The sequence below is a fragment of the Methylobacterium sp. E-005 genome, from assembly GCF_022829725.1.
Taxonomy (GTDB): Bacteria; Pseudomonadota; Alphaproteobacteria; order Rhizobiales; family Beijerinckiaceae; genus Methylobacterium.
The window spans coordinates 1-21,431 of the sequence record NZ_JAKSYG010000207.1 but is presented as its reverse complement, the minus strand read 5'-3'; the positions used below and the strand labels follow the sequence as shown (position 1 = coordinate 21,431).

The 21,431-nt window shown below is 70.1% G+C and carries 22 protein-coding genes; 12 read left to right on the top strand and 10 right to left on the bottom strand.

From position 1 onward, the window contains the following. Nucleotides 1-59: 59 nt before the first annotated feature. The 3 genes from MKK88_RS23650 to MKK88_RS23640 are packed head-to-tail and all read left to right on the top strand — an operon-like array spanning nucleotide 60 to nucleotide 2,236. Complete coding sequence (locus MKK88_RS23650; protein WP_244004087.1) at nucleotides 60-1,331, top strand: Zn-dependent hydrolase; 1,272 nt, start codon at nucleotides 60-62, stop codon at nucleotides 1,329-1,331. 14 nt (nucleotides 1,332-1,345) lie between these two features. Continuing rightward, a complete protein-coding gene (locus MKK88_RS23645; RefSeq protein ID WP_244004085.1) occupies nucleotides 1,346-1,651 on the top strand; it encodes a hypothetical protein in 306 nt (101 codons plus the stop codon). Nucleotides 1,652-1,705: 54 nt separating this feature from the next. Continuing rightward, nucleotides 1,706-2,236: an SRPBCC domain-containing protein gene (locus MKK88_RS23640; protein ID WP_244004083.1), complete on the top strand. Its 531-nt coding sequence runs from the start codon at nucleotides 1,706-1,708 to the stop codon at nucleotides 2,234-2,236. Between the two features lie 13 nt (nucleotides 2,237-2,249). On the opposite strand, the gene MKK88_RS23635 is transcribed toward MKK88_RS23640, so the two are convergent. After that, nucleotides 2,250-2,501 carry a hypothetical protein gene (locus MKK88_RS23635; protein ID WP_244004081.1) on the bottom strand — a complete coding sequence of 84 codons (252 nt, stop codon included), beginning with the start codon at nucleotides 2,499-2,501 and terminating at the stop codon, nucleotides 2,250-2,252. Nucleotides 2,502-2,614: 113 nt separating this feature from the next. Here MKK88_RS23635 and MKK88_RS23630 point away from each other — a divergent pair, with 113 nt between their 5' ends. The 4 genes from MKK88_RS23630 to MKK88_RS23615 all read left to right on the top strand — a co-directional run bounded on the left by MKK88_RS23630 (nucleotide 2,615) and on the right by MKK88_RS23615 (nucleotide 6,643). After that, nucleotides 2,615-3,358 (top strand): spermidine synthase, encoded by a 744-nt coding sequence (locus tag MKK88_RS23630; protein ID WP_244004079.1) that lies wholly within the window; start codon nucleotides 2,615-2,617, stop codon nucleotides 3,356-3,358. A gap of 64 nt (nucleotides 3,359-3,422) precedes the next feature. Further along, nucleotides 3,423-3,629 carry a hypothetical protein gene (locus MKK88_RS23625; protein WP_244004078.1) on the top strand — a complete coding sequence of 69 codons (207 nt, stop codon included), beginning with the start codon at nucleotides 3,423-3,425 and terminating at the stop codon, nucleotides 3,627-3,629. A 90-nt stretch (nucleotides 3,630-3,719) separates the two neighbouring features. Beyond that, complete coding sequence (locus tag MKK88_RS23620) at nucleotides 3,720-6,065, top strand: Orn/Lys/Arg decarboxylase N-terminal domain-containing protein (protein ID WP_244004076.1); 2,346 nt, start codon at nucleotides 3,720-3,722, stop codon at nucleotides 6,063-6,065. After that, the gene (locus tag MKK88_RS23615; RefSeq protein ID WP_244004074.1) at nucleotides 6,065-6,643 is read left to right on the top strand and encodes a GNAT family N-acetyltransferase; all 579 of its coding nucleotides are present in this window, start codon (nucleotides 6,065-6,067) and stop codon (nucleotides 6,641-6,643) included. Before MKK88_RS23620 ends, MKK88_RS23615 begins: the two co-directional genes overlap by 1 nt. Before the next feature lie 439 nt (nucleotides 6,644-7,082). Here the strand turns inward: MKK88_RS23615 and MKK88_RS23610 are convergent, their stop codons facing one another. Further along, complete coding sequence (locus tag MKK88_RS23610; RefSeq protein ID WP_244004072.1) at nucleotides 7,083-7,691, bottom strand: YceI family protein; 609 nt, start codon at nucleotides 7,689-7,691, stop codon at nucleotides 7,083-7,085. Nucleotides 7,692-7,791: 100 nt separating this feature from the next. Between MKK88_RS23610 and MKK88_RS23605 the strand changes: the two genes are divergently transcribed. Both MKK88_RS23605 and MKK88_RS23600 read left to right on the top strand, forming a co-directional pair. After that, complete coding sequence (locus MKK88_RS23605; RefSeq protein ID WP_244004070.1) at nucleotides 7,792-8,730, top strand: LysR family transcriptional regulator; 939 nt, start codon at nucleotides 7,792-7,794, stop codon at nucleotides 8,728-8,730. Between the two features lie 138 nt (nucleotides 8,731-8,868). Continuing rightward, nucleotides 8,869-9,282 carry a hypothetical protein gene (locus MKK88_RS23600; protein ID WP_244004068.1) on the top strand — a complete coding sequence of 138 codons (414 nt, stop codon included), beginning with the start codon at nucleotides 8,869-8,871 and terminating at the stop codon, nucleotides 9,280-9,282. 62 nt (nucleotides 9,283-9,344) lie between these two features. Here the strand turns inward: MKK88_RS23600 and MKK88_RS23595 are convergent, their stop codons facing one another. Both MKK88_RS23595 and MKK88_RS23590 read right to left on the bottom strand, forming a co-directional pair. Then, nucleotides 9,345-9,839: a hypothetical protein gene (locus MKK88_RS23595; RefSeq protein ID WP_244004066.1), complete on the bottom strand. Its 495-nt coding sequence runs from the start codon at nucleotides 9,837-9,839 to the stop codon at nucleotides 9,345-9,347. Nucleotides 9,840-10,150: 311 nt separating this feature from the next. Beyond that, nucleotides 10,151-11,131: a hydroxyacid dehydrogenase gene (locus tag MKK88_RS23590; RefSeq protein ID WP_244004065.1), complete on the bottom strand. Its 981-nt coding sequence runs from the start codon at nucleotides 11,129-11,131 to the stop codon at nucleotides 10,151-10,153. 400 nt (nucleotides 11,132-11,531) lie between these two features. On the opposite strand from MKK88_RS23590, the gene MKK88_RS23585 reads away from it, so the two are divergent. Beyond that, on the top strand, nucleotides 11,532-12,299 hold the full coding sequence (locus tag MKK88_RS23585; protein WP_244004063.1) for a hypothetical protein: 768 nt from the start codon (nucleotides 11,532-11,534) through the stop codon (nucleotides 12,297-12,299). Between the two features lie 9 nt (nucleotides 12,300-12,308). Here the strand turns inward: MKK88_RS23585 and metB are convergent, their stop codons facing one another. Both metB and MKK88_RS23575 read right to left on the bottom strand, forming a co-directional pair. Beyond that, nucleotides 12,309-13,469 (bottom strand): cystathionine gamma-synthase, encoded by a 1,161-nt coding sequence (gene metB / locus MKK88_RS23580; protein ID WP_244004061.1) that lies wholly within the window; start codon nucleotides 13,467-13,469, stop codon nucleotides 12,309-12,311. Nucleotides 13,470-13,543: 74 nt separating this feature from the next. Continuing rightward, nucleotides 13,544-14,530: a GlxA family transcriptional regulator gene (locus MKK88_RS23575; RefSeq protein ID WP_244004059.1), complete on the bottom strand. Its 987-nt coding sequence runs from the start codon at nucleotides 14,528-14,530 to the stop codon at nucleotides 13,544-13,546. 132 nt (nucleotides 14,531-14,662) lie between these two features. On the opposite strand from MKK88_RS23575, the gene MKK88_RS23570 reads away from it, so the two are divergent. After that, entirely contained in the window at nucleotides 14,663-15,571 is a 909-nt protein-coding gene (locus MKK88_RS23570) for an alpha/beta fold hydrolase (protein ID WP_244004057.1), read from the top strand. An 83-nt stretch (nucleotides 15,572-15,654) separates the two neighbouring features. Beyond that, a complete protein-coding gene (locus tag MKK88_RS23565) occupies nucleotides 15,655-16,167 on the top strand; it encodes a DUF302 domain-containing protein (protein ID WP_279602496.1) in 513 nt (170 codons plus the stop codon). A 37-nt stretch (nucleotides 16,168-16,204) separates the two neighbouring features. Here the strand turns inward: MKK88_RS23565 and MKK88_RS23560 are convergent, their stop codons facing one another. From MKK88_RS23560 to MKK88_RS23545, 4 genes are all read right to left on the bottom strand, one after another. Continuing rightward, nucleotides 16,205-16,738: a cytochrome b gene (locus tag MKK88_RS23560; protein ID WP_244004056.1), complete on the bottom strand. Its 534-nt coding sequence runs from the start codon at nucleotides 16,736-16,738 to the stop codon at nucleotides 16,205-16,207. After that, the gene (locus tag MKK88_RS23555) at nucleotides 16,735-17,847 is read right to left on the bottom strand and encodes a catalase family peroxidase (protein ID WP_244004054.1); all 1,113 of its coding nucleotides are present in this window, start codon (nucleotides 17,845-17,847) and stop codon (nucleotides 16,735-16,737) included. The genes MKK88_RS23560 and MKK88_RS23555 overlap by 4 nt, the downstream gene beginning before the upstream one ends. Nucleotides 17,848-17,941: 94 nt before the next feature. Then, the gene (locus tag MKK88_RS23550; protein ID WP_244004052.1) at nucleotides 17,942-18,814 is read right to left on the bottom strand and encodes a BLUF domain-containing protein; all 873 of its coding nucleotides are present in this window, start codon (nucleotides 18,812-18,814) and stop codon (nucleotides 17,942-17,944) included. A gap of 26 nt (nucleotides 18,815-18,840) precedes the next feature. Beyond that, the gene (locus MKK88_RS23545) at nucleotides 18,841-20,493 is read right to left on the bottom strand and encodes a putative bifunctional diguanylate cyclase/phosphodiesterase (RefSeq protein ID WP_244004050.1); all 1,653 of its coding nucleotides are present in this window, start codon (nucleotides 20,491-20,493) and stop codon (nucleotides 18,841-18,843) included. Nucleotides 20,494-21,431: the final 938 nt, after the last annotated feature.

Genomic DNA, 21,431 nt, shown 5'->3' with positions numbered 1-21,431 from the left:
TCCGGATCGCGGCCTAACCTTCGCATCTGGCACGCCTTCGGCAGAGAGGCATCGCACCCATGGATCGCATCAACCTCCCGCTTTCCCGGGATCGGCTCTGGGATAGCCTCATGGAACTCGCCCGGATCGGGGCGCTGCCGAACGGCGGCAACGACCGCCAGACCCTGACCGACCAGGACGCGGAGGGGCGCGCCCTGTTCCAGCGCTGGGGCGAGGCGGTAGGGCTGACCCTCACCGTCGACCGGGTCGGCACCATGATCTTCCGCCGCCCGGGACGGAATCCGGACCTGAAGCCGGTGGCGATCGGCAGCCATCTCGACACACAGCCCACGGGCGGCAAGTTCGACGGGCCGCTCGGCGTGCTGGCCGGGCTCGAGATCATGCGCGCCCTTCACGAGGCCGGGATCGAGACCGAGGCGCCGCTCCTGCTGATCAACTGGACCAACGAGGAGGGGTCGCGCTTCCCGCCGCCGATGAGCGGCAGCGGCGTCGCCATGGGGATCGTCCCGGAGGCCGAGGTCCTGGCGACCCGGGACCTCGCGGGCCTCGCCTTCGGCGACGAGTTGCGGCGCATCGGCTGGCAGGGCGCGGCGGACCCGGCGGCGTTGCGCGGGATCGGCGCCTATTTCGAGCTTCACATCGAGCAGGGCAAGCGCCTGGAGGATGCGGGCCTGACCATCGGGGTGGTCGACCGGGCGCTGGCGCAGATCTGGTACGAGATCACCGTGCAGGGCGAGGAGGCCCATGCCGGCAGCCCCATGGACGGGCGGCGCGACGCCATGATGGCCGCGGCGGCGCTGATCGCGTCTCTCGAAGGCATCGCCCACGGGGCGGTGGGCGCCAGCGGCGAGCGCGGGCGGGCCACCGTGGGTGTCCTGAAGGCCGAGCCGGAAAGCCGCAACGTCACGCCGGGCCGGGTCTGGTTCAGCCTCGACACGCGCCACGGCGATACCGCGCAGCTGGAGGCGATGCGGGCGCGGATCCAGGCCCGGGCCGACGCCCTGGCGGCGGAGCGCGGCGTCTCGATCCGCGTCGACGAGTTCTGGCGCGCGCCGCCAACCCCGTTCGATCCGGTGCTGGTCGACCGGGTCCAGGCCGCCGCCGAGGCGCGGGGCCACGCCTGGACGCGGATGCCGACGGCGATCTACCACGATGCCGTCTACTGCGCCCGCGCGGTCCCGGCGGCCCTGGTGTTCTGCCCTTGCCACGGCGGAATCAGCCACAACGAGGCCGAGAGCATCACGCCGGACTGGGCTGGAGCGGGGATGGAGGTTTTGGCCGATGCGGTCCTGGCGACGGCCGGCTTGGCCGGCCGGGCCGGGGGCGCTTGAGGGAGGGTTCCGCCATGCCCGACGACAACGTCATCCGCCCGGCCTTCGGCGCGCCCCGCCGGCCGGCCTCTCCCGGCCCTGCGGCGGCCGATCAGCCGCCCCTGCGCGTCATCGGCACGGCGGCAGGCCATCGGGTCGGCCTTATCTGGGATCCGGCCGCGCAGGAGGGCGAGGTCTTCCGGATCGTGGTCGGGCCGGAGGACGACGAGGAGGTCGAGACCGTGGCGCTGCTGCCGGCCACCGGGGACGCGGAGGCCGAAGCCGAGCGGATCGGCTTCGCGGTCCTGCGGGCCCTGGAGGTGGTCGAAGGTCCGATCTGAACCGCACCGTTTTCGGTCCACGGGTGTTCTTCACGGCAGGCGCGGGAGGGACGCATGACGGTCGGCAAGGGGAAGGTCGACAACAGGACAGCCGACAAGGGGTCCGCCGACAAGGGGGCCGCCGACAAGGAGACGGCCGGCAGGATCAGCAGCGCGGCGATCGCGATCCCCGCCCGGGCCGGGATGGTCTGGTCGGTGCTGACGGATCTCGAGTCCTATCCGGATTGGAACCCGTTCATCCGGAAGGCCGAGGGGCAGCGGCGCGCGGGGGCACGTTGGCGCCTGGAGCTGACCCGGAACGGCCGCAGCTACCGGACCCTGCGCGTGCAGGTGACCTGCTGGGAGCCCGGCCGGCGCCTGACCTGGCGCAGCGGCATCGCGACACCGCACCTGATTACCGGCACGCACGACGTCCGGATCACCGAGACCCGGCAGGGCGTCGATCTCGTCCAGGCGCAGACCTTCGCGGGCTGGCTCGCCCCCGTGCTGTTCCCCTGGCTGCGGGCCCGCGCGCAGGCCCGGTTCGCCGAGATGAACGCGGCTTTGCGGGACGAGGTCGCCCGCCGGACGGCCGAGATGGCCTGACCGGTGATAGGGATCAGTCGACCGGCTTCGGCTTGACGATGGGCGAGCGGGTCAGGCTCTGGATCTCGCGGCCGGGCCGCCCCGCCTTGAGGGCGATCTCCGCCTCCTGCTCGAGGATCAGGTCGCGGGCCGGCTCGTCGCCGTCCAGGCCGCCCAGGATCTCCATCGGCACCCGCCGGTTCGAGGCCCGGGAGCCGTCGGTATAGACGACATCGAACATCACAAAGCCCCGCTCTTGCGGTCTCGACTTGATACGCTTGGCCATAGGTGCTGATACGCCGCCGGAATTGGTCGCGGCAAGCCGCTGCGACGCGTGGGGGGACGTGCGGCGCGCATAGGCCGCGCCCCCGACACCCTGCACCGACGAGGACGCTGCCCGTGATACCCTGGGTTCATCTCGATACCGGATCCGTGCCCGGCGGCGGCACCCCCTTGCGCCTGATGCGGCGCGGCGACGAGTTCGCGATCCTGGCCGATACGATCGAGCTGATGAACAACCGCCGCAGCGGCTCCGAGGTGGCGCTGGCCGCGATGACCTGCGCGCGGCTCACCGACCGGCCCCGGGCCCGGATCCTGATCGGCGGCCTCGGCATGGGCTTCACCCTGCGGGCGGCTTTGGCGAATCTCGGGCCCGAGGCGCAGGTGGTGGTGGCCGAGCTGGTGCCGGCGGTGATCGCCTGGGCGCGGGGGCCCCTGGCGCATGTCTTCGCCGGCTGCCTGGACGATCCGCGGGTCGATCTGCAGGAAGCGGACGTGAACCGCCTGATCCAGGCGGGGCCGGAGCGCTACGACGCGATCCTCCTCGACGTCGACAACGGTCCGGAGGGCCTGATGCGCCGGTCGAACGACCGGCTCTACGACGAGTGGGGCCTCAAGCGCGCCCGCTGGGCCCTGCGGCCGGGCGGGATCCTGGGCGTCTGGTCCGGCGCGCCGGACCGGAAGTTCAAGAGCCGGATGCAGCGCTCCGGCTTCGATGTGGACGAGCAGCGCGTCCATGCGAGCGGCCGGGGCAGCGGGCCCAAGCACGTGGTCTGGTTCGGGACGAAGGTCGCGGGATCCCCGGAGCCGGCGCACGATGTGCCTGCGCGGGCCGCGCCCGGCCGGGCGCGGCAGGCCCGATAGCCCATGCTGCCGCTCACGGTCGCACCCCCTGTGCCGGCGGCGCGATCTCCCGCACATTCAATCGATGGGTGCGAATTGCGGGCATCTCTACACGGTTGAAGTGAAGCCGAGCCGGCATGATCCGGGTCGCTTCACCTGGGCGATCCGTGACCGCGGCAAGCTGGTCCGGGGATCGTACCGCCCGCACGCCTCCGAGCATGCCGCGCGCGCCGTGGCCCTGGCCGAAGTCGAGCGGCTGATTGGGCATGACGGCCGGGCAGGCGAGGCCTGATCCGACGATTCATCGCCCCGCCCCAGCGCTGTCATCCAATCGTCACAGACCGGCCAGAAAGCCTCCTGCATCTCCCGCAGAGAGGGCTCCATGGACTTCCACCGTCGCTTCACGGTCCTGATGTGCACGCCGGCCTTCGATCCGGACGACTTGGAAGGCGCGCGCGTCAATCAGATCGTGGCGGCGGTCGAAAGCCGCGGCTTCGAGGTGGTGCGTGCCCGACGGGTCGAGGACGCGGCGATCGCGGTCCAGACCGACGCCGCGGTCGGCTGCCTCGTGGTCGATTGGGGCAAGCGCGGCCTCGACGGCAAGGCCGCTGCCCTCATCGACATGATGCGCAAGCGCGGCCTGGAGATGCCGATCGTCATCATGGTCCGCCGCAAGCGGCTGGAGGACATCCCGGTCGAACTCTTGGACTTCATCGACGGCTACATCTTCCTGGCGGAAGAAACGCCGGAATTCATCGCCCGCGGCCTCGTCAGCCGGGTCACGCAATATGCCGGATCCCTCAAGACGCCGTTCTTCGGCGCGCTGGTCGACTACGCCGAGAAGGGCAACCAGCTCTGGACCTGCCCCGGCCACAACGGCGGCATTTTTTATAACCGCTCGCCGATCGGGCGGATCTTCGTGGAGCACCTGGGCGAAGCCATCTTCCGCGACGACCTCGACAACTCGGTCCTCGACCTCGGCGATTTGCTGACCCACGAGGGCCCCGCATTGAAGGCCCAGAAGGAGGCGGCCAAGATCTTCGGGGCGGAAAAGACCTATTTCGTCCTCAACGGCACCTCGGCCTCCAACAAGATCGTCCTGTCCTCCCTGGTGGCCGAGGACGACCTCGTCCTGTTCGACCGCAACAACCACAAGGCGGCCCACCACGGCGCCCTGTTCCTGGGCGGTGGCATCCCGATCTTCCTGGAGACGGACCGCAACGCCTACGGGCTGATCGGGCCGATCTTCCACGAGGCCCTGGACGAGACCCGGATCCGGGAAAAAATCCGCCGGAACCCGCTGGTGACCGATCCGGAGGCGTGGCGCCGGGAGCGGCCGTTCCGGGTCGCGGTGATCGAGCAATGCACCTATGACGGCACGATCTACGACGCGCAGACGATCCTGGAGAAGATCGGCCACCTCTGCGACTACATCCTGTTCGACGAGGCCTGGGCGGGCTTCATGAAGTTCCACCCGCTCTACGCCCGCCGCTTCGCCATGGGGCTGACCGGTCTCGACGAGACCTCGCCGGGCATCGTCGCCACGCAATCGACCCACAAGCAGCTCGCGAGCTTCTCCCAGGCCTCGCAGATCCACACCCGCGACGGGCACATCCGCGGCCAGACCCGGCGGGTCGAGCACAAGCGGCTCAACGAGAGCTTTTTGGTCCACGCCTCCACGTCGCCCTTCTATCCCCTGTTCGCCTCCCTCGATGTCGGCGCCCAGATGATGAAGGGGCGCTCGGGCATGATCCTGTGGGACGACACGATCCGGCTCGGGATCGAGTGGCGCAAGAAGGTCCGGGCGATCCGGCGGGAATTCGAGGAGAACGAGCGCGATCCGGCCCGGCGCTGGTTCTTCGACCCCTTCGTGCCGGACGTGACCAAGGGCGCCGACGGCGAGGAGGTGCCCTGGGAGAGCGTGCCGACCGACGAGCTCGCCGCCACCCCGCGCCACTGGGAGCTGAAGCCCGGCGCGCGCTGGCACGGCTTCACCCATGTGGCGCCGGGCTACGCCATCACGGATCCGAACAAGCTGACCGTGCTCACCCCGGGCTTCGACCGGAAGACCGGCGCCTATGCCGAGCACGGCGTGCCGGCGCCGATCGTGGCGCAATACCTGCGTGAGAACCGGATCGTCGCCGAGAAGAACGACCTGAACTCGCTGCTCTTCCTGCTGACCCCGGGGGTCGAGTCCTCCAAGGCCGGCACACTGATCTCGGGCCTCGTCGCCTTCAAGCGGCTCCACGACGACAACGTCCCGCTGGAGGAGGCCATGCCGGAATTCGTCGCGCGCCGGCCGAACCGCTATCGGGGCGTGCGCCTGCGCGACCTGTGCAGCGAGTTCCACGCCTTCCACCGGGAGGCCGGCACCTCCACGCTGCAGCGGCGGCAATTCGCCCCCGAGCACCTGCCCGAGATGGTGATGCCGCCCAAGAAGGCGGCTCAGATGCTGACCCGCAACAAGGTCGATTACGTGCCGATCGCCGAGGCCGAGGGGCGGATCGCCACCACGCTGATGCTGGTCTATCCCCCGGGCATCGGCACGGTGCTGCCGGGCGAGCGGCTCGACGAGCGGGCCAAGCCCATGCTCGACTATTTCAAGATGTTCGAGGCCTCGGCCAACCTGTTCCCGGGCTTCGAGGCCGAGATCCAGGGCGTCTACCGCGAGGTCGAGCCGGACGGGCGGATCCGCTTCCACACCTACGTCGTGCGCGAGGGGGCCTGATGGAGATCGAGGTCGAGCCCCCCGGCCCGGTCGTCGCACGGCCTTCCCCGGACATCGTCATCCGCCCCTCGTCGGACGCGGATCTCGAGGCGATGGTGGCGATCTACGAGCACCATATCGGCAAGGGCGTGGGCGATGTCGGGGCCTTCGAGGAGGCGCGGATGCTACCCGACGACCTGAAGCGGCGCCGCAAGTCGATGCGCAAGAAGCGCCTGCCGCACCTCGTGGCCGATCGCGGCGGCGTGGTGGCGGGCTATGCCTACGCGGTGCCGTTCCGGAAGCGCCCGGCCTATCGCTACACGCTCAAGCACTCGATCTACGTGCATCCCGACCACCTGCATGCGGGGATCGGCCGGCGGCTGCTGCCGGCGCTGATCGAAGCCTGCGCGGCCGGCGGCTACCGGCAGATCATCGGTTACATCGACGCCGAGAACGAGGCGTCGCTGCGCCTCCACGAGGCCTGCGGCTTCGATCGGGTCGGCTACCTGCGGGCGGTGGCGTTCAAGTATGGCCACTGGGCCGACAGCGTGATGGTCCAGCGGGCGCTGGGGACCGGGTCGGAGGACCGGCCGGGGTAGGGGGCTGTCGCGCCGCTGGCGCCTGTCTCGGCTGGGGCCGATTTCATTCGGAAACGTCGGACTGCACCGCGCGTCTCCCTCCCCCCGCAGCTACCGGATGCACACATCTGGGTCGGGCCTCGCCGTTCGTGGCAGAGCGCGACCGACCCCCTCTCCCATGCGGGAGAGGGGTGGGGTGAGGGACGAGAAGATTCAGGACGGGGCACAACCTTGCGGCGTGTACTGGTCGCGCCTCATTCTGAGAGTTCTCAACCCTCACCCTGTCCCTGTCCCGCACGGGAGAGGGGACCCCCGCTCGATCCGGAACCGGCGTGTCTGGACCTGATGAGTGAATCCGCAAGCCCCCGCAGAGGGAGCGGGGAGAGACGCGGGGGCCTTCGTGGTGGTTCTCGGAAGGAGAGAACGCGCCGCGAAGCGGCTCCAGCCTATGAGCCCGCCCTCAATCCTGCTTCTCGAACGCCCCCGCGATGGTGAGGTGCAACTCGTCGCCGATCAGCGGCACGTAGGTCTTCACCCCGAACTCCGAACGCTTGAGCGTGCCGGTGGCCTCGAAGCCGACCGTGTATTTCTTGCTCAGCGGATTCACGCCGGCGCCCACCAGGGTGACGTCGAGGGTCACCGGTTTGGTCACGCCGTGGAGCGTCAGGTCGCCCGTCACCTTCGCGTGGTCCTTGCCGGCGGGCGCGACCTTGGTGGACACGAAGGTCATGTCGGGGAACTTCGCGGCGTCGAGCCACTGGTCGCCCTTCAGCTCGTCGGTGAGCTTGGCGCTGGTCGTCGTCACTGAGGCGACCGGGATCTTCACCGACAGCTTCGCCGCCGCCGGGTTCTTCGGCTGCAGCTCCAGCGTGCCCGACACGTCCGAGAAGCCGCCCGTGTAGTTCGAGAAGCCCATATGGGACACGCGCCAGCCGACCTGGGTGTGGCCGGGATCGACCGCGTAGGTGCCGGCCTGGATCTGCGCCGGATCGCGGGTCGGGGGCGTCTGGGCGAGGGCCGGGGTGGCAACCAGCAGGGCCAGCAGGCCGGAGGCGAGAATCGACTTCAAGGGTATCTCCACGTGCGCAACGGTCGGGCGCGATTCGGCGCGCCATCCGGGTCGTCTAGCGCCGTTCACGGCCGCGGTTGAGCCTGCTATCCGGAACCCCATGGTTGCCAGAACGGAAACATTCCGCGGCGGGCTCGACGACGTGCGGGCCTTCTGCACCGTCGTCGATCTCGGCACCGTGACGGCGGCCGCCGCGAGCCTGCGGGAGACCAAGGGCAGCGTCAGCCGGCGGGTCTCCCGGCTGGAGCGGGCGCTCGGTGTCCGGCTGATGGCGCGGACCTCCCGGGCGGTCTCGCCCACCGCCGAGGGGCTCGCCTTCTACGCCAAGGCCCAGGAGAGCCTGACGCTCCTCGACGAGGCCGCCGAGACCGCCCGCGATGCCCGCACGGTGCCGGCGGGGCACCTGCGGATCACGACCTCGATCGATTTCGGCATCGAGGTGATGCCCGAGATCGTCGCGCGTTTTCGCGAAGCCTATCCGCAGATCACCGTGGAGATGCTGAACACCGATGCGCGCCTCGACCTGGCGGCCAACCGGATCGACCTCGCCCTGCGCCTCGGCAGCGCCGAGGAAACCGGCTACCGCGCCGTCGTCCTGGCGACGCTGGCGGCGGCCCTCTACGCCGCCCCGGCCTACCTGCTGCGCCGGCCGGCCCCGGTGGACCTCGCCGCCCTGCACGACCACGACCTGATCCTGGCCCGCGAGCGGTTCGGCACGGGGGCGCTGGCGCTGAGCGATGGACAGGGCCGCACCGAGCCGCTCACCGTCAACCCGGCGATCCGCGTCAGCGACTTCGCCACCGCCCATCGTCTGACCCTGGCGGGCGCGGGAATCGGCCATCTCCCCACGCTGGTGGCCGCCCGGGCCGTGGCGGCGGGGCAGCTCCAGCGCGTGCTGGCCCCCTGGGCGAGCCGCGGCGCGGCCCTGCGCGCCGTGACCTTGGCCGGGCGCGAATTGCCGGCGCGGGTCCGGGTGTTCCGCGACCATGTCAGCCACGCCCTGGCGGCCTACGACTGCGCACGGGAGCCCCGGATTTAGGCGTCAATACTGTACAAGATTGAGCACACTCAGTAGAGAGATGGCCGATTCCGAAAATTCGATAAAATCGTAACGATGGTCGTATCGTTTCGTTGGGGGGCATCCGTCACCATGCGATGCAACACGCCCGACACCCCCGTGAGCGATCCGGGTTGGCCGGGACCGTTCAAGACCACCGCGGACGCCATCATGCCTCCTCGCAGCAGGTGCCTGCGCTCTCTCCTTATTGTCGGTACGCTGACCCTGGCGGGCTCCAGTGTGGCACCGGACGTGGCGCGGGCGACCCTGTCGAGCGCAGTCCGGATCGTGCTGCAGAAGGGGCGGCAGTATGCGCCGACCGACCTGTATCTGCGCCAGGGCGACACCATCACCCTGCGCAATGGCGATGACGGCCTGACCCACCACGCCTTCATCGAGGCGGACAGGTTCTCGTTCGATGCCGGCGACCAGGAGCCCGGCGCCGAAACGCGGCTGACCTTGTCCGAGCCGGGGGATTTCGTGATCCAGTGCGGCATCCACCCGAAGATGAAGCTCACCATCCACGTCGAGTAGAGCCTTATAGTGCAGGGAAGCCGTCGGCTTGCGGAAGGCCTGATGCTCCCCGCGCCCCGGGGTCAGCTGTCGCGGCCGAATCCGAGACCGCGCAGGATGTCGCCGATCGGGTCGATTCGCTGGCTGGCCTGTGACGCGGGCTGCGGCGCAGCTTGCGGGATCATGGCCGGATCGACCGCCGCGGTGCGGGCGCGGGCGGGGCGATGCAGACGGGCGAGCCGGGCTCGATTCCGCTCCGCACCCTTCCCATGATGAAGCGCGGTGCTCCTGCGGGGCGTGTTGGGGAGCGCCGCCGAAGCGGGGGCCGATAGAGTCGCCGCGGGCAGGGCGGCCGGCGACGGCACAGCGAGTGTCCCGGTCGTCTCGGGGGCACGGCGTGCCGGCGGATCGGTCCAGGCCACCGGGGTGACCCGGGGGGCGGCCGCGGCGGGCCGCGCCCGGTCGTCGCGATCGTGCGAATGCAGGTTCTGAGCAGCCATGCCCAGCCCGAATACGGCAAGGACCGTGGTCGCGAGGGTGGAGCGGGCGTATTTCATGCCGGGAAAACGTACGGTCAAGCTCCCGGTTCCGCTTGACTGCTTCGTCGGGATCTGAATTTGCGGCGGCCCGCCGGCTTGGCAGCGGATCACAGGCCGAAAACAAAAAAGGCCACTCCCGAAGGAGCGGCCCGAAGTCTAGGGAGGAAACGCCCAAGAAGGGCAGCGGGAGGGCGACGCCATCGCCATCCCGCAATGCACACATAGGATATCGCAGTGCGGCGAGCAATGGCATCGGGCCGTTTAAGGCATGCATAGATGACGGTATCGCTGACCTTCTTCATGCGCTTGAGTCATGGCGCTGTGCCGCGGCCGATCGCGAACCGATGGCGTCACGCCCGGCGCCGCTGATCCCACACCTCGGGATTGACCAGACCGCCCGGATGTCGGCCGGCGAGCACATCGATCACCCGGGCCGCGGCGGTCTCGGCGGTACGGATCAGCGCCGCCTCAGTCGAGCCGCCGACATGGGGGGTCAGGATCACCCGGTCCTGACGGGCGAGGGGATGGCCGGGGGGCAACGGCTCCTGCGCGGTGACGTCGAGCCCGGCGCCCGCGATCGTGCCGGCTTCCAACGCCTCTACCAGGGCGGCCTCGTCGATCAGGCCGCCGCGGCTGGTGTTGATCAGGAAGGCCCCCGGCTTCATCCGGGCGAGCTGCGCCCGCCCGATCAGCTGGCGGGTGCTGGCGGTGAGCGGCAGGTGCAGCGAGACGATGTCGGCCTCCGCCAGCACGGCCTCGACCGAGGTGGCGCGCAGAGCCCCGGCCGTGGCGAAATCCGTCTCCGGGCGGCTCGGCCCGTAGGCCAGCACCCGCAGGCCCAGGGCGGAGCCGAGCCGGGCGGTGGTCTGTCCGATCGCACCAAAGCCGACGAGGCCCAGGGTGAGGCCCGCGAGTTCGACCAAGCGGGTGGTGAACTTGAAGGTGTCGTCGCCCTGCCGGACCGACCGGTCGGCCCCGGGCAGGGCCTTCGCCAGGGCGAAGATCAGCGCCAGGGTCTGTTCGGCCACCGAGACGGCGTTGGCGCCGGGCGTGTTGACCACCACGATCCCCGCCTCGGTCGCCGCCGCCTTGGCGACGTGGTCCGTGCCCGTGCCGTGGACGCCGATCACCCGCAGATCCGATGCCGCCGCGATGGCCTCGGCCGGGAAACCGGTGTTGCGGGTGATGACCGCGACGCAGCCTTCGACGTCGCGAGCCAAGGTCTCGGCATCGGTGCCGCGGGCCGGACGCGGCTCCAGCCCGGCCGCGCGGAGCCGGTCGAGGCCCGCCGCGTGGATCGGCTGAACGATGAGGCACGGACCGGTGATCACAGGGCTATCCTTCGCCGACCTGAGAGACGGGTTCGCGCGCCAAGCCTGATCCTGCCAGGGCGCATCACCCAAGAGCGTGGTTTCAAAAGGTCCGTGACCTTTTGCGGGTGCGGGGCGGAGCCATGCTGGGGATGGGCGAAGCTCGATTGTCGGTCGTCGACCGATATCTGGGCTCTACCCCGGTACCCCGCCAAAGGGCTCGCCCTCTCGAATCCCATATCCGACGTCTGCACCACGCACCGATACCCGAAACCTCTCCTTCGCCCTTAGAATCCGCCTTGCATCCTGGCAACGCGGGCGCCGTTGTTTCACGTGAAACGTTTCATTCACCAAGGGCCGCCGCCCCTGTGGCGGTGGCGTCATCGCCGTGAGGGCCGCCATCTGCTAGCCCCACCGTGGCATGACAACCTCGCAGTGGCGCGATCTTCGCAATCAGAAGTCTCAGGCGCGGCTGGAGCGGGCACTGCCGCCGATCTTTCCTGCCCCGGTCCTCCGGCACGCGCTCACGCGGCCGCTGATCCCGCCGACGCCGCGGCTCGCCGTCGAGAGCTATTGGCGCAACCACGTCCTCCGGGCCGACCGGCTCGCCCGTGCCCTGGCGGCCCGCTCCGGGACGCCGGAGGGCTGGATGTGGCAGCTCGACCGTGACGGATCGGGGGAGGGGCGCGCCGGCAGCTTCCGGACGCCGCCCGCTCCCTATCGCGATCCCGCCTTCGCCCGGGGCCGCGGCGCTTGCTGCATCTGCGGCCAGCCGGTCTACCGGTTCGGCTGGCACCGGGACCTCTGGGGCAGCGGTGTGCCCAACGCCCGGGCCGCTTGGCACGCGGCCTGTGTCACGGCCTGGAAATTCTGGCTCGCCCCGCACGCCCAGGTCCGGGCGCTGAAACTCCGCCAGCGGCACCGCTGCGCGACCTCCGGCAAGCGGCTGCTGCGCACCGCCGAAGTCGACCATGCCCTGCCGCTCTACCAAGTCTGGCGGGAGCACCGCACCCGCCCCTGGCCGGACCTCCTCGCCTATTGGGGGGCGCCGAACCTGCAGGTGGTCAACCGGGCGGTCCACGTCCTCAAGTGCCGGGACGAAGCCGCGGAGCGCTCCCAGACCCTGCGGCTCTCCCGGTTCCGGGTGGTCGAGGACGAAGCCGGGTTCAGCGTGATCGAGGAGGGCTGAGCGGGGGGCTCAGCCGCCCACCGCGTCGAGGCCGCGCGCGAGGTCGGCCAGGAGATCCTCCTCGGCCTCCAGCCCCACGGAGAGGCGCAGCAGCCCGTCGGTGATGCCGGCGATCGCCCGCGCCTCCGGGTCCATCGCGGCATGCGTCATGGTCGGCGGATGGGCGACGAGGCTCTCGACCCCGCCGAGCGACTCGGCGAGCGTGAAGACCCGCACGGCACTCACGAAGGCCCGCACCGCGTCGAGCCCGCCCGCGAGCTCGAAGCTCAGCATCGCACCGAACCCCGCCTGCTGCGCCCTGGCGAGGGCGTGGCCGGGATGGGACGGGAGGCCGGGATAGTGGACGCGACTCACCGCCGGATGCGCGTCGAGGAAGGCGGCGATCCGGCCCGCGTTCCGCTGCTGCTGTTCCACCCGTACGAACAGGGTGCGCAGGCCCCGGAGCGTCAGGTAGGCATCGAGCGGCGAGCCCGTGACGCCGATCGTGTTCGCCCAGGCGGCCAGCTCCTCGCCCGTCGCCTTGTCGGCCGCAATGACGGCCCCGCCGATCACGTCCGAATGGCCGTTGAGGAATTTCGTGGTGGAATGGACCACGAGATCCGCCCCCAGGGCGATCGGCTGCTGCAGGGCCGGCGACAGGAAGGTGTTGTCGACCACCGCCAGGGCGCCGACCGCCTTCGCGGCGGCGGTGACGCGCCGGACATCCACCACCCGCATCAGCGGGTTGCTCGGCGTCTCGACGAGCACCACCTTCGGCCGCTTGGCCAGCGCCGCGGTCAACGCGTCCGGGTCGGTCTGGTCGACGAAGTCGACACGGTAATGGCCCCGGGCGGCGCGGAAGCTCAGCAGGCGGTGGGTGCCGCCGTACAGATCGTGCGGCGCGACCAGCAGGTCGCCGGGCCGCAGGCTCGACATGGCGAGGTCGAGCGCTGCCATGCCGCTCGCCACCATCACGGCCCGGGCCCCGCCTTCCAGCTTGGCGATCGTGTCGGCGAGTGCGTCCCGCGTCGGGTTGCCGAGGCGCGAATAGTCGTAGGGGCCGGGCTGTTCGAAGGCCGGGAACTTGAAGGTGGTCGACAGGTGGATCGGCGCGATGACCGCCCCGAAGGCTGCGTCCTGGGCTACGCCGTTGGCCGCCGCGACGGTACGGGCCGCGAATCCGTCTGACATCGACTCGTCTCCACACCAGGGCCGGCCCCTTCGGCCGAATCCCGTGCGTTCTTTATGGAGAACAGTTCAGACTTTCAAGAGAACGATGTCCGATCCCGCGCTTCCGCCAGTTCTTGCACGTCAGGGGCGAGATGACGCGCTTGGCGCTTGATCACCTGCGGAGGCTGACCGAACGCCCGAAGGAAGGCGCGACGCATCCGTTCCCGGTCGGCGAAGCCGGTCTCCTGGGCCACCGTATCCAGCGAATGCCGGCCGTCCTCCAGCATCGTCCGGGCTGCATCCAGGCGCAAATTCTCGACGGCCTTCGCGGGTGATTGGCCGGTCTCGTCCCGGAAGATGCGGCTGAATTGGCGCGGGCTCAGACGCGCGGCCTCCGCCAGTTCCTCGACCGAGAGGTCATTCCTCAGGTTGCTCCGGGCGTAGGCCAGGACCTTCTGGACCCGGTCCGACCGCGGCTGAAGCTCCAGCAGGGCGGAGAATTGCGACTGGCCGCCTGTCCGGCGGTGATAGACGACGAGTTTCCTGGCGATCCCCTTCGACATCTCCGGCCCGAGGTCGTCTTCGACCAGCGCCAGCGTGAGGTCGATCCCCGCGGTCATGCCGGCCGAGGTCCAGACGTTGCCGTCCGAGACGAAAATGCGATCGTCGTCGACCTTGATCGACGGGTAGAGCCGGCGCAGGTCGTGGGCATGGGCCCAATGGGTCGCCGCCTTCCGGCCGTCGAGCAGCCCGGCTTCGGCGAGGAGGAACGCGCCCGTACAGGTCGCGGCAACCCGGCGTGCGGTGGAGGCGGTCTCGCGCAACCGCGCGATCAGGCCGGGGGCCGCCGGGCCGACCGTGATCGCCCCCACGACGAGGAGCGTGTCGAAGCGCTGCTCCGCGAAGGGCTCGGTCTCGACGACCATCCCGATGGAGGTCCTGATCGGTCCGCCAGCCTCGGACAGGAACGTGACGTCGTAGAAGTCCCGACCGAGTTCCAGGTTCGCGAACTCGAACGCCGTCAGGGGGGCGAGGTTCATGACCTGGAAGCCGGGGAACAGGACGACACCGATAGACGGCATGAGCCCTTCGGGGGAATGTCCGAAAAAGGTGGATCTTCGACATATGGGATATAGCGGCGGGCGTCTAGATTCCCCCGCAACAGGCGTCGGCCTCACGCCGCGCCGAACCCGTCGCCAGGGATCCAGACCGCCATGACCGCGCAAGCCCCGAACCTCGGCACGGCGGCCGAGGACTACACCCGCCGCTGGCTCAAGGCCGGCGAGATCGCCACCACGACCCTGCGCGACGGGACCCGCATCCGGTACGTCCGGGTGGGACGCGGGCCGAACCTCATCCTGGCCCATACGGTGCGCACGCAGCTCGACCTGTTCCAGCGCGTGATCCCGCTGCTGTCGCCGCATTTCACGGTCTACGCCCTCGATCTGCCGGGCTTCGGCTGGTCGGACCTGAGGCCCGACGCCCCGAAGGACGAGCCCACCCTGCGGGCAGCCTTCCGGGACTTCGTCGCCACCCTCGGCATCAAGCGTCCGATCCTCGCGGGCGAGTCGATCGGGGCGACCCTGTCGCTTTCGCTGGCCGCGGAACTCGGCGACGCGATCGAGCGGGTCTTCGCCTTCAACACCTACGACTACCTGCCGGGGCTGGAGCGGTCGAACCTCCTGGCCTCGATCATCATCAAGAGCGTGCGGGCGCCGATCGTCGGCCCGGTCTTCGCGGCGTTGGAGAACCGGGCGATCACCGGCGGGATCATGAGCGGCGGCTTCCACGATCCGCGCAGCCTGCCCGCAGACCTGCTGGACGAGTACGCACGGGTCGGTGGCCGTGTCGGCTACAGCAAAGCCGCAAGGTCGCTGCTCAAGGCGCTGCCGAGCTTCGTCGCCGCCCGCGCCCGCTATCGCGCGATCACCGCACCGGTCACGCTCGTCTGGGGCGACACGGACTGGGCGACGCTCCGCGACCGCGCCGGCGTCGAGGCCGCCGTTCCGGCGCCCGAGGTCATCACCCTCGACCGGACGGGGCATTTCAGCGCCCTGGAGCGCCCGCAGGCCTGGGCCGACATCATCCGCGCAGCGACAACGACGACCGCTGCGATCCGCTGACGCGCGACGGTCTTCCCCGGTCACCCACGCGACGGCCGGCCATGACCTGCATCGCCCTCACAGACAGACCCGGAGGCGAACCCATGACCGAGCCCGTGACCGAGCCCGTGACCGAGCAGATCACCGCGACCCGGATCACGATCGAGCACGTGACGCTCCGCTCGCCCAAGTCCTTCGCGGCGGTGCGGTCCGCCCTGGAGGCCGCGGTGCCGTCCCTGGACCACGCCTATGCCGAACTCCTCCGGGATGGACAGGTGGATGCGGCCCGTGACCTGCTCGAACGGCAGGCGCCCCTGTCGATCTTCGGTGCCCGGGACCACGGCGGCCTGCTCCTCACCGCCGGCCTGACCCGCAAGGCCATCCAGTACGACATCGGCAATCCGCTGACGGCCGCGCGGATGACTCGGCACGTCCTATCGGCCGCCCTGTACGCGCCGATCCGGGTCCTCCTGCGCGAGGATGCCGAAGGTGGCGTCGCGTTCGAGTACGACCGCCCGGCCTCTACCTTCGGTCAGTTCGGGAACCGGGAGATCGACAGCGTCGCCCACGACCTCGACGACCAGCTCCGGATCGTTCTTGCGCAGGCCGCGCGCTGAGCGGATTTGGCTGCGGCTCCCGGGGGGCGTCCAGATCTTACCGGCGGGACCGCCAGGGGGCCATGCTGGCGAAGACGCCGTCCTGGCGGATCAGCGCGTGCATCAGCGCCGCCCCGAGATGCGCCAGGAATACGGCGACCAGCGCGTAGGCCAGCCCGGTATGGACGTGCCGTAGGCTCGCGGCGAGCATCGGGCTTTGCGGCAGGATCGGCGGTAGAACCACCGGGCCGGCCAGCACGATCGGATAGCGCGCCGCCGACAGCATGCCCCAGCCGACCAGCGGCAGGGCCAGCATCAGCCCGTAGAGGGCGACATGGGAGCCGTGCGCGGCGATCCGCTGCCAAGCGGGCAGGTCCGCCGGCAGGGGCGGGGGCGGGTGGCGCCAGCGGTTGGCGAGCCGCAGCACGGCGAGGAGCAGGATCAGGGCACCGAGGGGCCGGTGCAGGGCGACCAGGGCGTGATAATCGGCCAGCGACGTCACCATGGCGGCGCCGATCAGCAGCATCGCCAGGATCATCGTCGCCATGGTCCAGTGGAGCAGGCGCGCGGGAAGGTTGAAGCGGTCCGTCACAGGGCCGCTCCGGGGTTCGGCGCGCCGGTCACGGCGCTCGGCGCCTTCGCTTCGCCGGCCCGGCGGGTGAAGGATTGCGCGTAGGCCGCCGAGCGGGCGCTGAGCAGCGGATCATCGCTCGGCGCGATGCCGTCCGGCAGCACGAGCGGGTCGAAATTGATGTCCCGGCAGGTGTGGGGCGCCTCCGGCGTGACCTCGGTGAGGCTCAGGGTGCCGACATCCACACCCTCGCGGTCGGGGGGCCAGGGCTGCGTCGCGTCGGCGGTGGGGTCCTCCACCCGGCCGAGCGTTACGACGAGGTGCCAGCGCTGCGGATTCTGCCGCACCTGCGCGGCGAAGGTGTCGAACAGCGCGTTCCTGTCGGCCTGCCCGGCGCGAGCCGGTGTCTCGGCTGTGGCCATCCGCTCCGGGACGAAGGCCCAGCGCACCGGCCGCACGCTCCCGTTGGCGGCCACGAACCGGAAAGCGTTCAGGCTCCAGAAGGTGCTGTCGGCGAAGCCCCCGGTCACGATCCGCGCCTTGATCAGGGCGGCGGCCCGCGCACTCTCGGGATGGTCGGCGAAGAACGCCGCCATGCGGGCGGGGTCGGGTTTGCCGGTGGCGGGATCGGGCTTGGCGGCGAGGAGCTGCGCGGCGAAGGCCTCCGGCGTGCGCACGGGGAAGACCGGGATGTTGTTCATGCCGGTCCGCCATTCCTCGCCGTCCGACTGCCGGAACAGCAGGGCGAGGCTGCGCACGGTGGTCTCGGCATCGGCCGCGTAGGGCTGACCGCCGGCCAGCGCGACCCGGCCCAGGACGGGCGTCACCTGTCCGGGGGCGAACAGCGCGGCCTTCGAGAGGCGCGCCCCCGCGCCGTTGGCGGCGAAGCGCCCGGCCACGCACAGGCCCTTGGCGTGGTTGCGCCGGAAACCGGGATGGGGCCCGTTCACCGCCTCGAAGCGATCGACGATCCGCGCCGGGGTGAGGAGCCCGGGCGACAGCCAGCCGCCCGCATAGGCGAAGCCGCCGGCGGTACCGGCCACCACCGCGCCGAGGGTGGAGAGTCGCAGGAGCAGGCTGCGCCCGGTCATGCCGGGCGGCGCCCCCGTGAGGTCGTTCAGCAGCGTCATCGGGTCCCATCCGGGATTGATCGCGATGCTGCCTCTTCGACGGGCCGACGCGGTGGTTTCACCCGTCGGTTGCCGGATCCGTGCGAATTCGCACTCAGGCGGCGACGGACTCGAGCGTCGCCGGCTGGTCCGCCTCCAGCTCCCATATCGGCGCGGCGTCGAGGCCGTCGGCCTCCTGCACCATGGCCTGTGCGAGGAGCCGCGCCCGTCCGGCCCAGAGGTCGCGGGCCTCGTGCACGGCGCCGATCCGGTCCTCGGCGGAGGCCAGGGCGATCCGAAGGGCGTCGATCTCGGCCCGCAACTCGGTGGTGCGCGCCCGCTCGCTCGCCAGCGCCGCCTTGAGCACGTGGAGGGCGGCCTCGGTCGCATCCCGCGGCGCGGCGGCGCGGCTCGGGATCGCGGCAGCCGGAGCCGGCGCAGGGGCCGGGGCCGCCGTATCCGGCCGCAGCTGGGCGATCTCCGCGCGCACCTGCACAACGTCGAGCGCCGCAACCGTGCGCGTCACCTCCACGGGCGGGGCGATCTCGGCGGCCGGGATGCCTTCCTCCTCGACCACCAGACCATGCAGCATGGAGAAGACCCGGTCGCCGTCGAGGCGCGACAGATCGAACCCGCTCTCGGCCGCGAGGCCGCTGAAGCGGGTCTGTCCCAGGGCCGACTGGCCGACGAACGCCATCGACCAGTTCGCGAAGCCGCGGCTCTCGGCCAGTCCGCATTGCAGGACCGTCACGTCGCTGTGGCGCAGGTCGCGCTGGATCCGCTCGAAGGTGGCCTCGACGCCGGCCCGGGGGCCTTCGAGCACCTGCGCGAAGGCCCCCGCATTGAACATCAGCGCGCCGGTCACGCCGACCGCTTGGTTGTTGCGCTGAGAGGCGTCCAGGATCTGCCGGACCTCGGCGGTCATCTCGGCCTCCGTCCCCCGGAGCAGGTTCTTGCTGGCATAGACGAGGCGGTAGAGGTCGGTCATGGCAGTGCGTCCGAGAGAGGGGTGGGTCAGGCCTTCGGATAGGCGGCGAGGACCTGGAGCAGGTCCTCGGTCGGGACGGGCCGGCTGATGAGATAGCCCTGGACGTCGGTGCAGCCCTCCAGGCGGATGCGCTGCATCTGCTCGGGGGTCTCGACGCCCTCGGCGACCGTGGTCATGCCGAGGCTCTTGCCCAGCCCCGCGATGGCCCGGATGATCGCTTCGCCGTCGGGCTTGGTGGCGAGGTCCTTCACGAACGAGCGGTCGATCTTGATCTTGTCGAAGGGGAAGCTGCGCAGGTAGCTGAGCGACGAGTAGCCGGTGCCGAAATCGTCCATCGAGACGCGCACGCCGAGTTCCCGCAGCCGGTGCAGGGTCTGGAGCGTCTTCTCGTTCTCCTGCAGCAGCACGCCCTCGGTGATCTCCACCTCCAGCCGCTGGGCCGGTAGACCCGAACTCGCGAGGGCCGAGATGATCGTCTCCACGAGCCGGTCGCTCTTGAACTGCGCGGGCGAGACGTTCACCGCCACCGACATGTGGGCCGGCCAGGTCATCGCGTCGCGGCAGGCCTGGCGGATCACCCATTCGCCGATCGGGACGATCAGCCCGATCTCCTCGGCGAGCGGGATGAAGTCGAGGGGGGAGACCAGCCCCCGGTCGGGGTGACGCCAGCGGATCAGGGCCTCGCAGCCGATCAGCCTCCCGCTCTCGAGTTGCAGCTGCGGCTGGTAGTGCAGCTGGAACTCCCGGCGGGCGAGCGCTTGGCGCATGTCGAGTTCGAGCTTCCGGCGCGCCTGCATGCGCGCATCCATCTCGGGCTCGAAGAAGCGGTAGGTGCCGCGCCCGTCGAGCTTGGCCCGGTACAGGGCAAGATCGGCGTTCTTCAGGAGCCTGTCGGCATCCGCGCCGTCCTCGGGGGCGAGCGCGACGCCGACGCTCGCTCCGATGGTCAGAAGATGGCCCTCGACCATGTAGGTCCGGCCGATCAGGTCGACGATCCGGCGGGCCAGCGCCTGCGTGCCGGCAGCGTCGCGCACGCCCGCCTGCAGGATGACGAACTCGTCGCCGCCGATCCGCGCCACCGTATCGGTCGGCCGCACCGTCGAGCGCAGGCGGTCGGCGACCTTCTCCAAGAGCGCGTCGCCGATCGGGTGGCCGAGCGTGTCGTTGACCGGCTTGAACCGATCGAGGTCGATGAGCAACAGGGCGCAGGCCTCGCCGGTCCGGGCGAGGCGCGCCAGGGCTTCGGCGAGGCGCTCACGCAGGAGCAGCCGGTTCGGCAGGCCGGTGAGCGGGTCGAGGCGGGCCATCTCGTCGGCCCGGGCCTCGCTCGCCTTGCGGGTGCTGACATCCTCTAGCGTCACCACCCAGCTTCCGCCCGCCACGGGTTGAAGCTCCGCCTGCACGGTGTGGTCGGCGCCGCGGACCTCCAGCGTGCGCGGCTGCCGCTGGCTGAGGGTGTGGCGCAGGGTCTCCAGGATCGCGCGGCGGGTCTGCGGGGTCTCGCCGCGCAGGAGGCGCAGGAGCGGCAGGGCGCGGGCATTCTCCCGCAGGGGCACGTTGAGGCTGGACAGGATCTGCCGCGCGGAGGCGCTCGCCACGACGACCGCGCCGGTGTGGTCGATCATCAGCAGGCCCTGCCGGACCGCGTCGAGATAGCGGACGAGGGTATCGCGGCTCACCGCCGGATCCGGCCGTTTCGGAAGCGCCCCGATCCGGCTCACAGCGGCAAAGGGCTGGGGATCTGCGCTCATGCACGAGGCCTTGGGTCGAACGGGCGAGGCCCGAGATCGGAAAACCCTGAGGTTCTATCACCGGAGATCCTAACTTCCGGTTTAACCACCAGCGAGAAGCAACCTGACATAGGTTAGCGCGGACAAAGAACTGTCCGGTTTCGCGTATTGCCAATCCCGAGTCGTCGGGGCTGGGCGTTCACGGACATGGCGTGAGGTCTGTGGCCGGGGCGTTCGGTGGATGGTGATCACTAGGCCCCCGCTGGTGCCCCGGAGCCAGCCGCAGCTCGCATGGAACAGCCCCGCGACATCCCGAGCCTTGCAGAATCGGGAGGACTGCGCCATATCGGGTCCATCGGCAGCGACGGAACGCCGTTCGCCGAAAACCTCCAATCTCTCAGTCGACCACATCCGCTCCGGCGGGGCGTCGACGTGTCGGAGCCTGATCAGGTTCTGCGGAGCGTTGGAAGCCTTTTCCTAGAACGTCTGCGGCTGGCCTTAGGGGCGTGCCGTTGCGTTTGGCAGAAGGTGATCTTGTCCCGACGGCCCGCCGGGAGCGGTTCTTTCGCCGGAGAAAAGGTCGGTTGACAGGGGGGTCGGGGTCAGCCTATACGGCGCCTCCCGACGCGGTGCCGAAGCAAAACGGCCCGGGTCGGACGGACTTCCAGAGAGTTAGAAAAGTAGATCTGGCGAAAGCCAAGGTGCTTGACTTCCTCTCGAAAGGTAATTACGAAAGTGATTACTGATCTTTGACAAGTTGGAATTGAGGAAGGGAGACGCGGGCGGCGTTTGTCCTTGCGGCCAGGCCTTAGGGTCTGGCGTGAGTAGACTTGTGCCGATCTTGTGTTCTTCTTTCTGAGCTCACCGACGGGTGTTTGGCGCTGTGA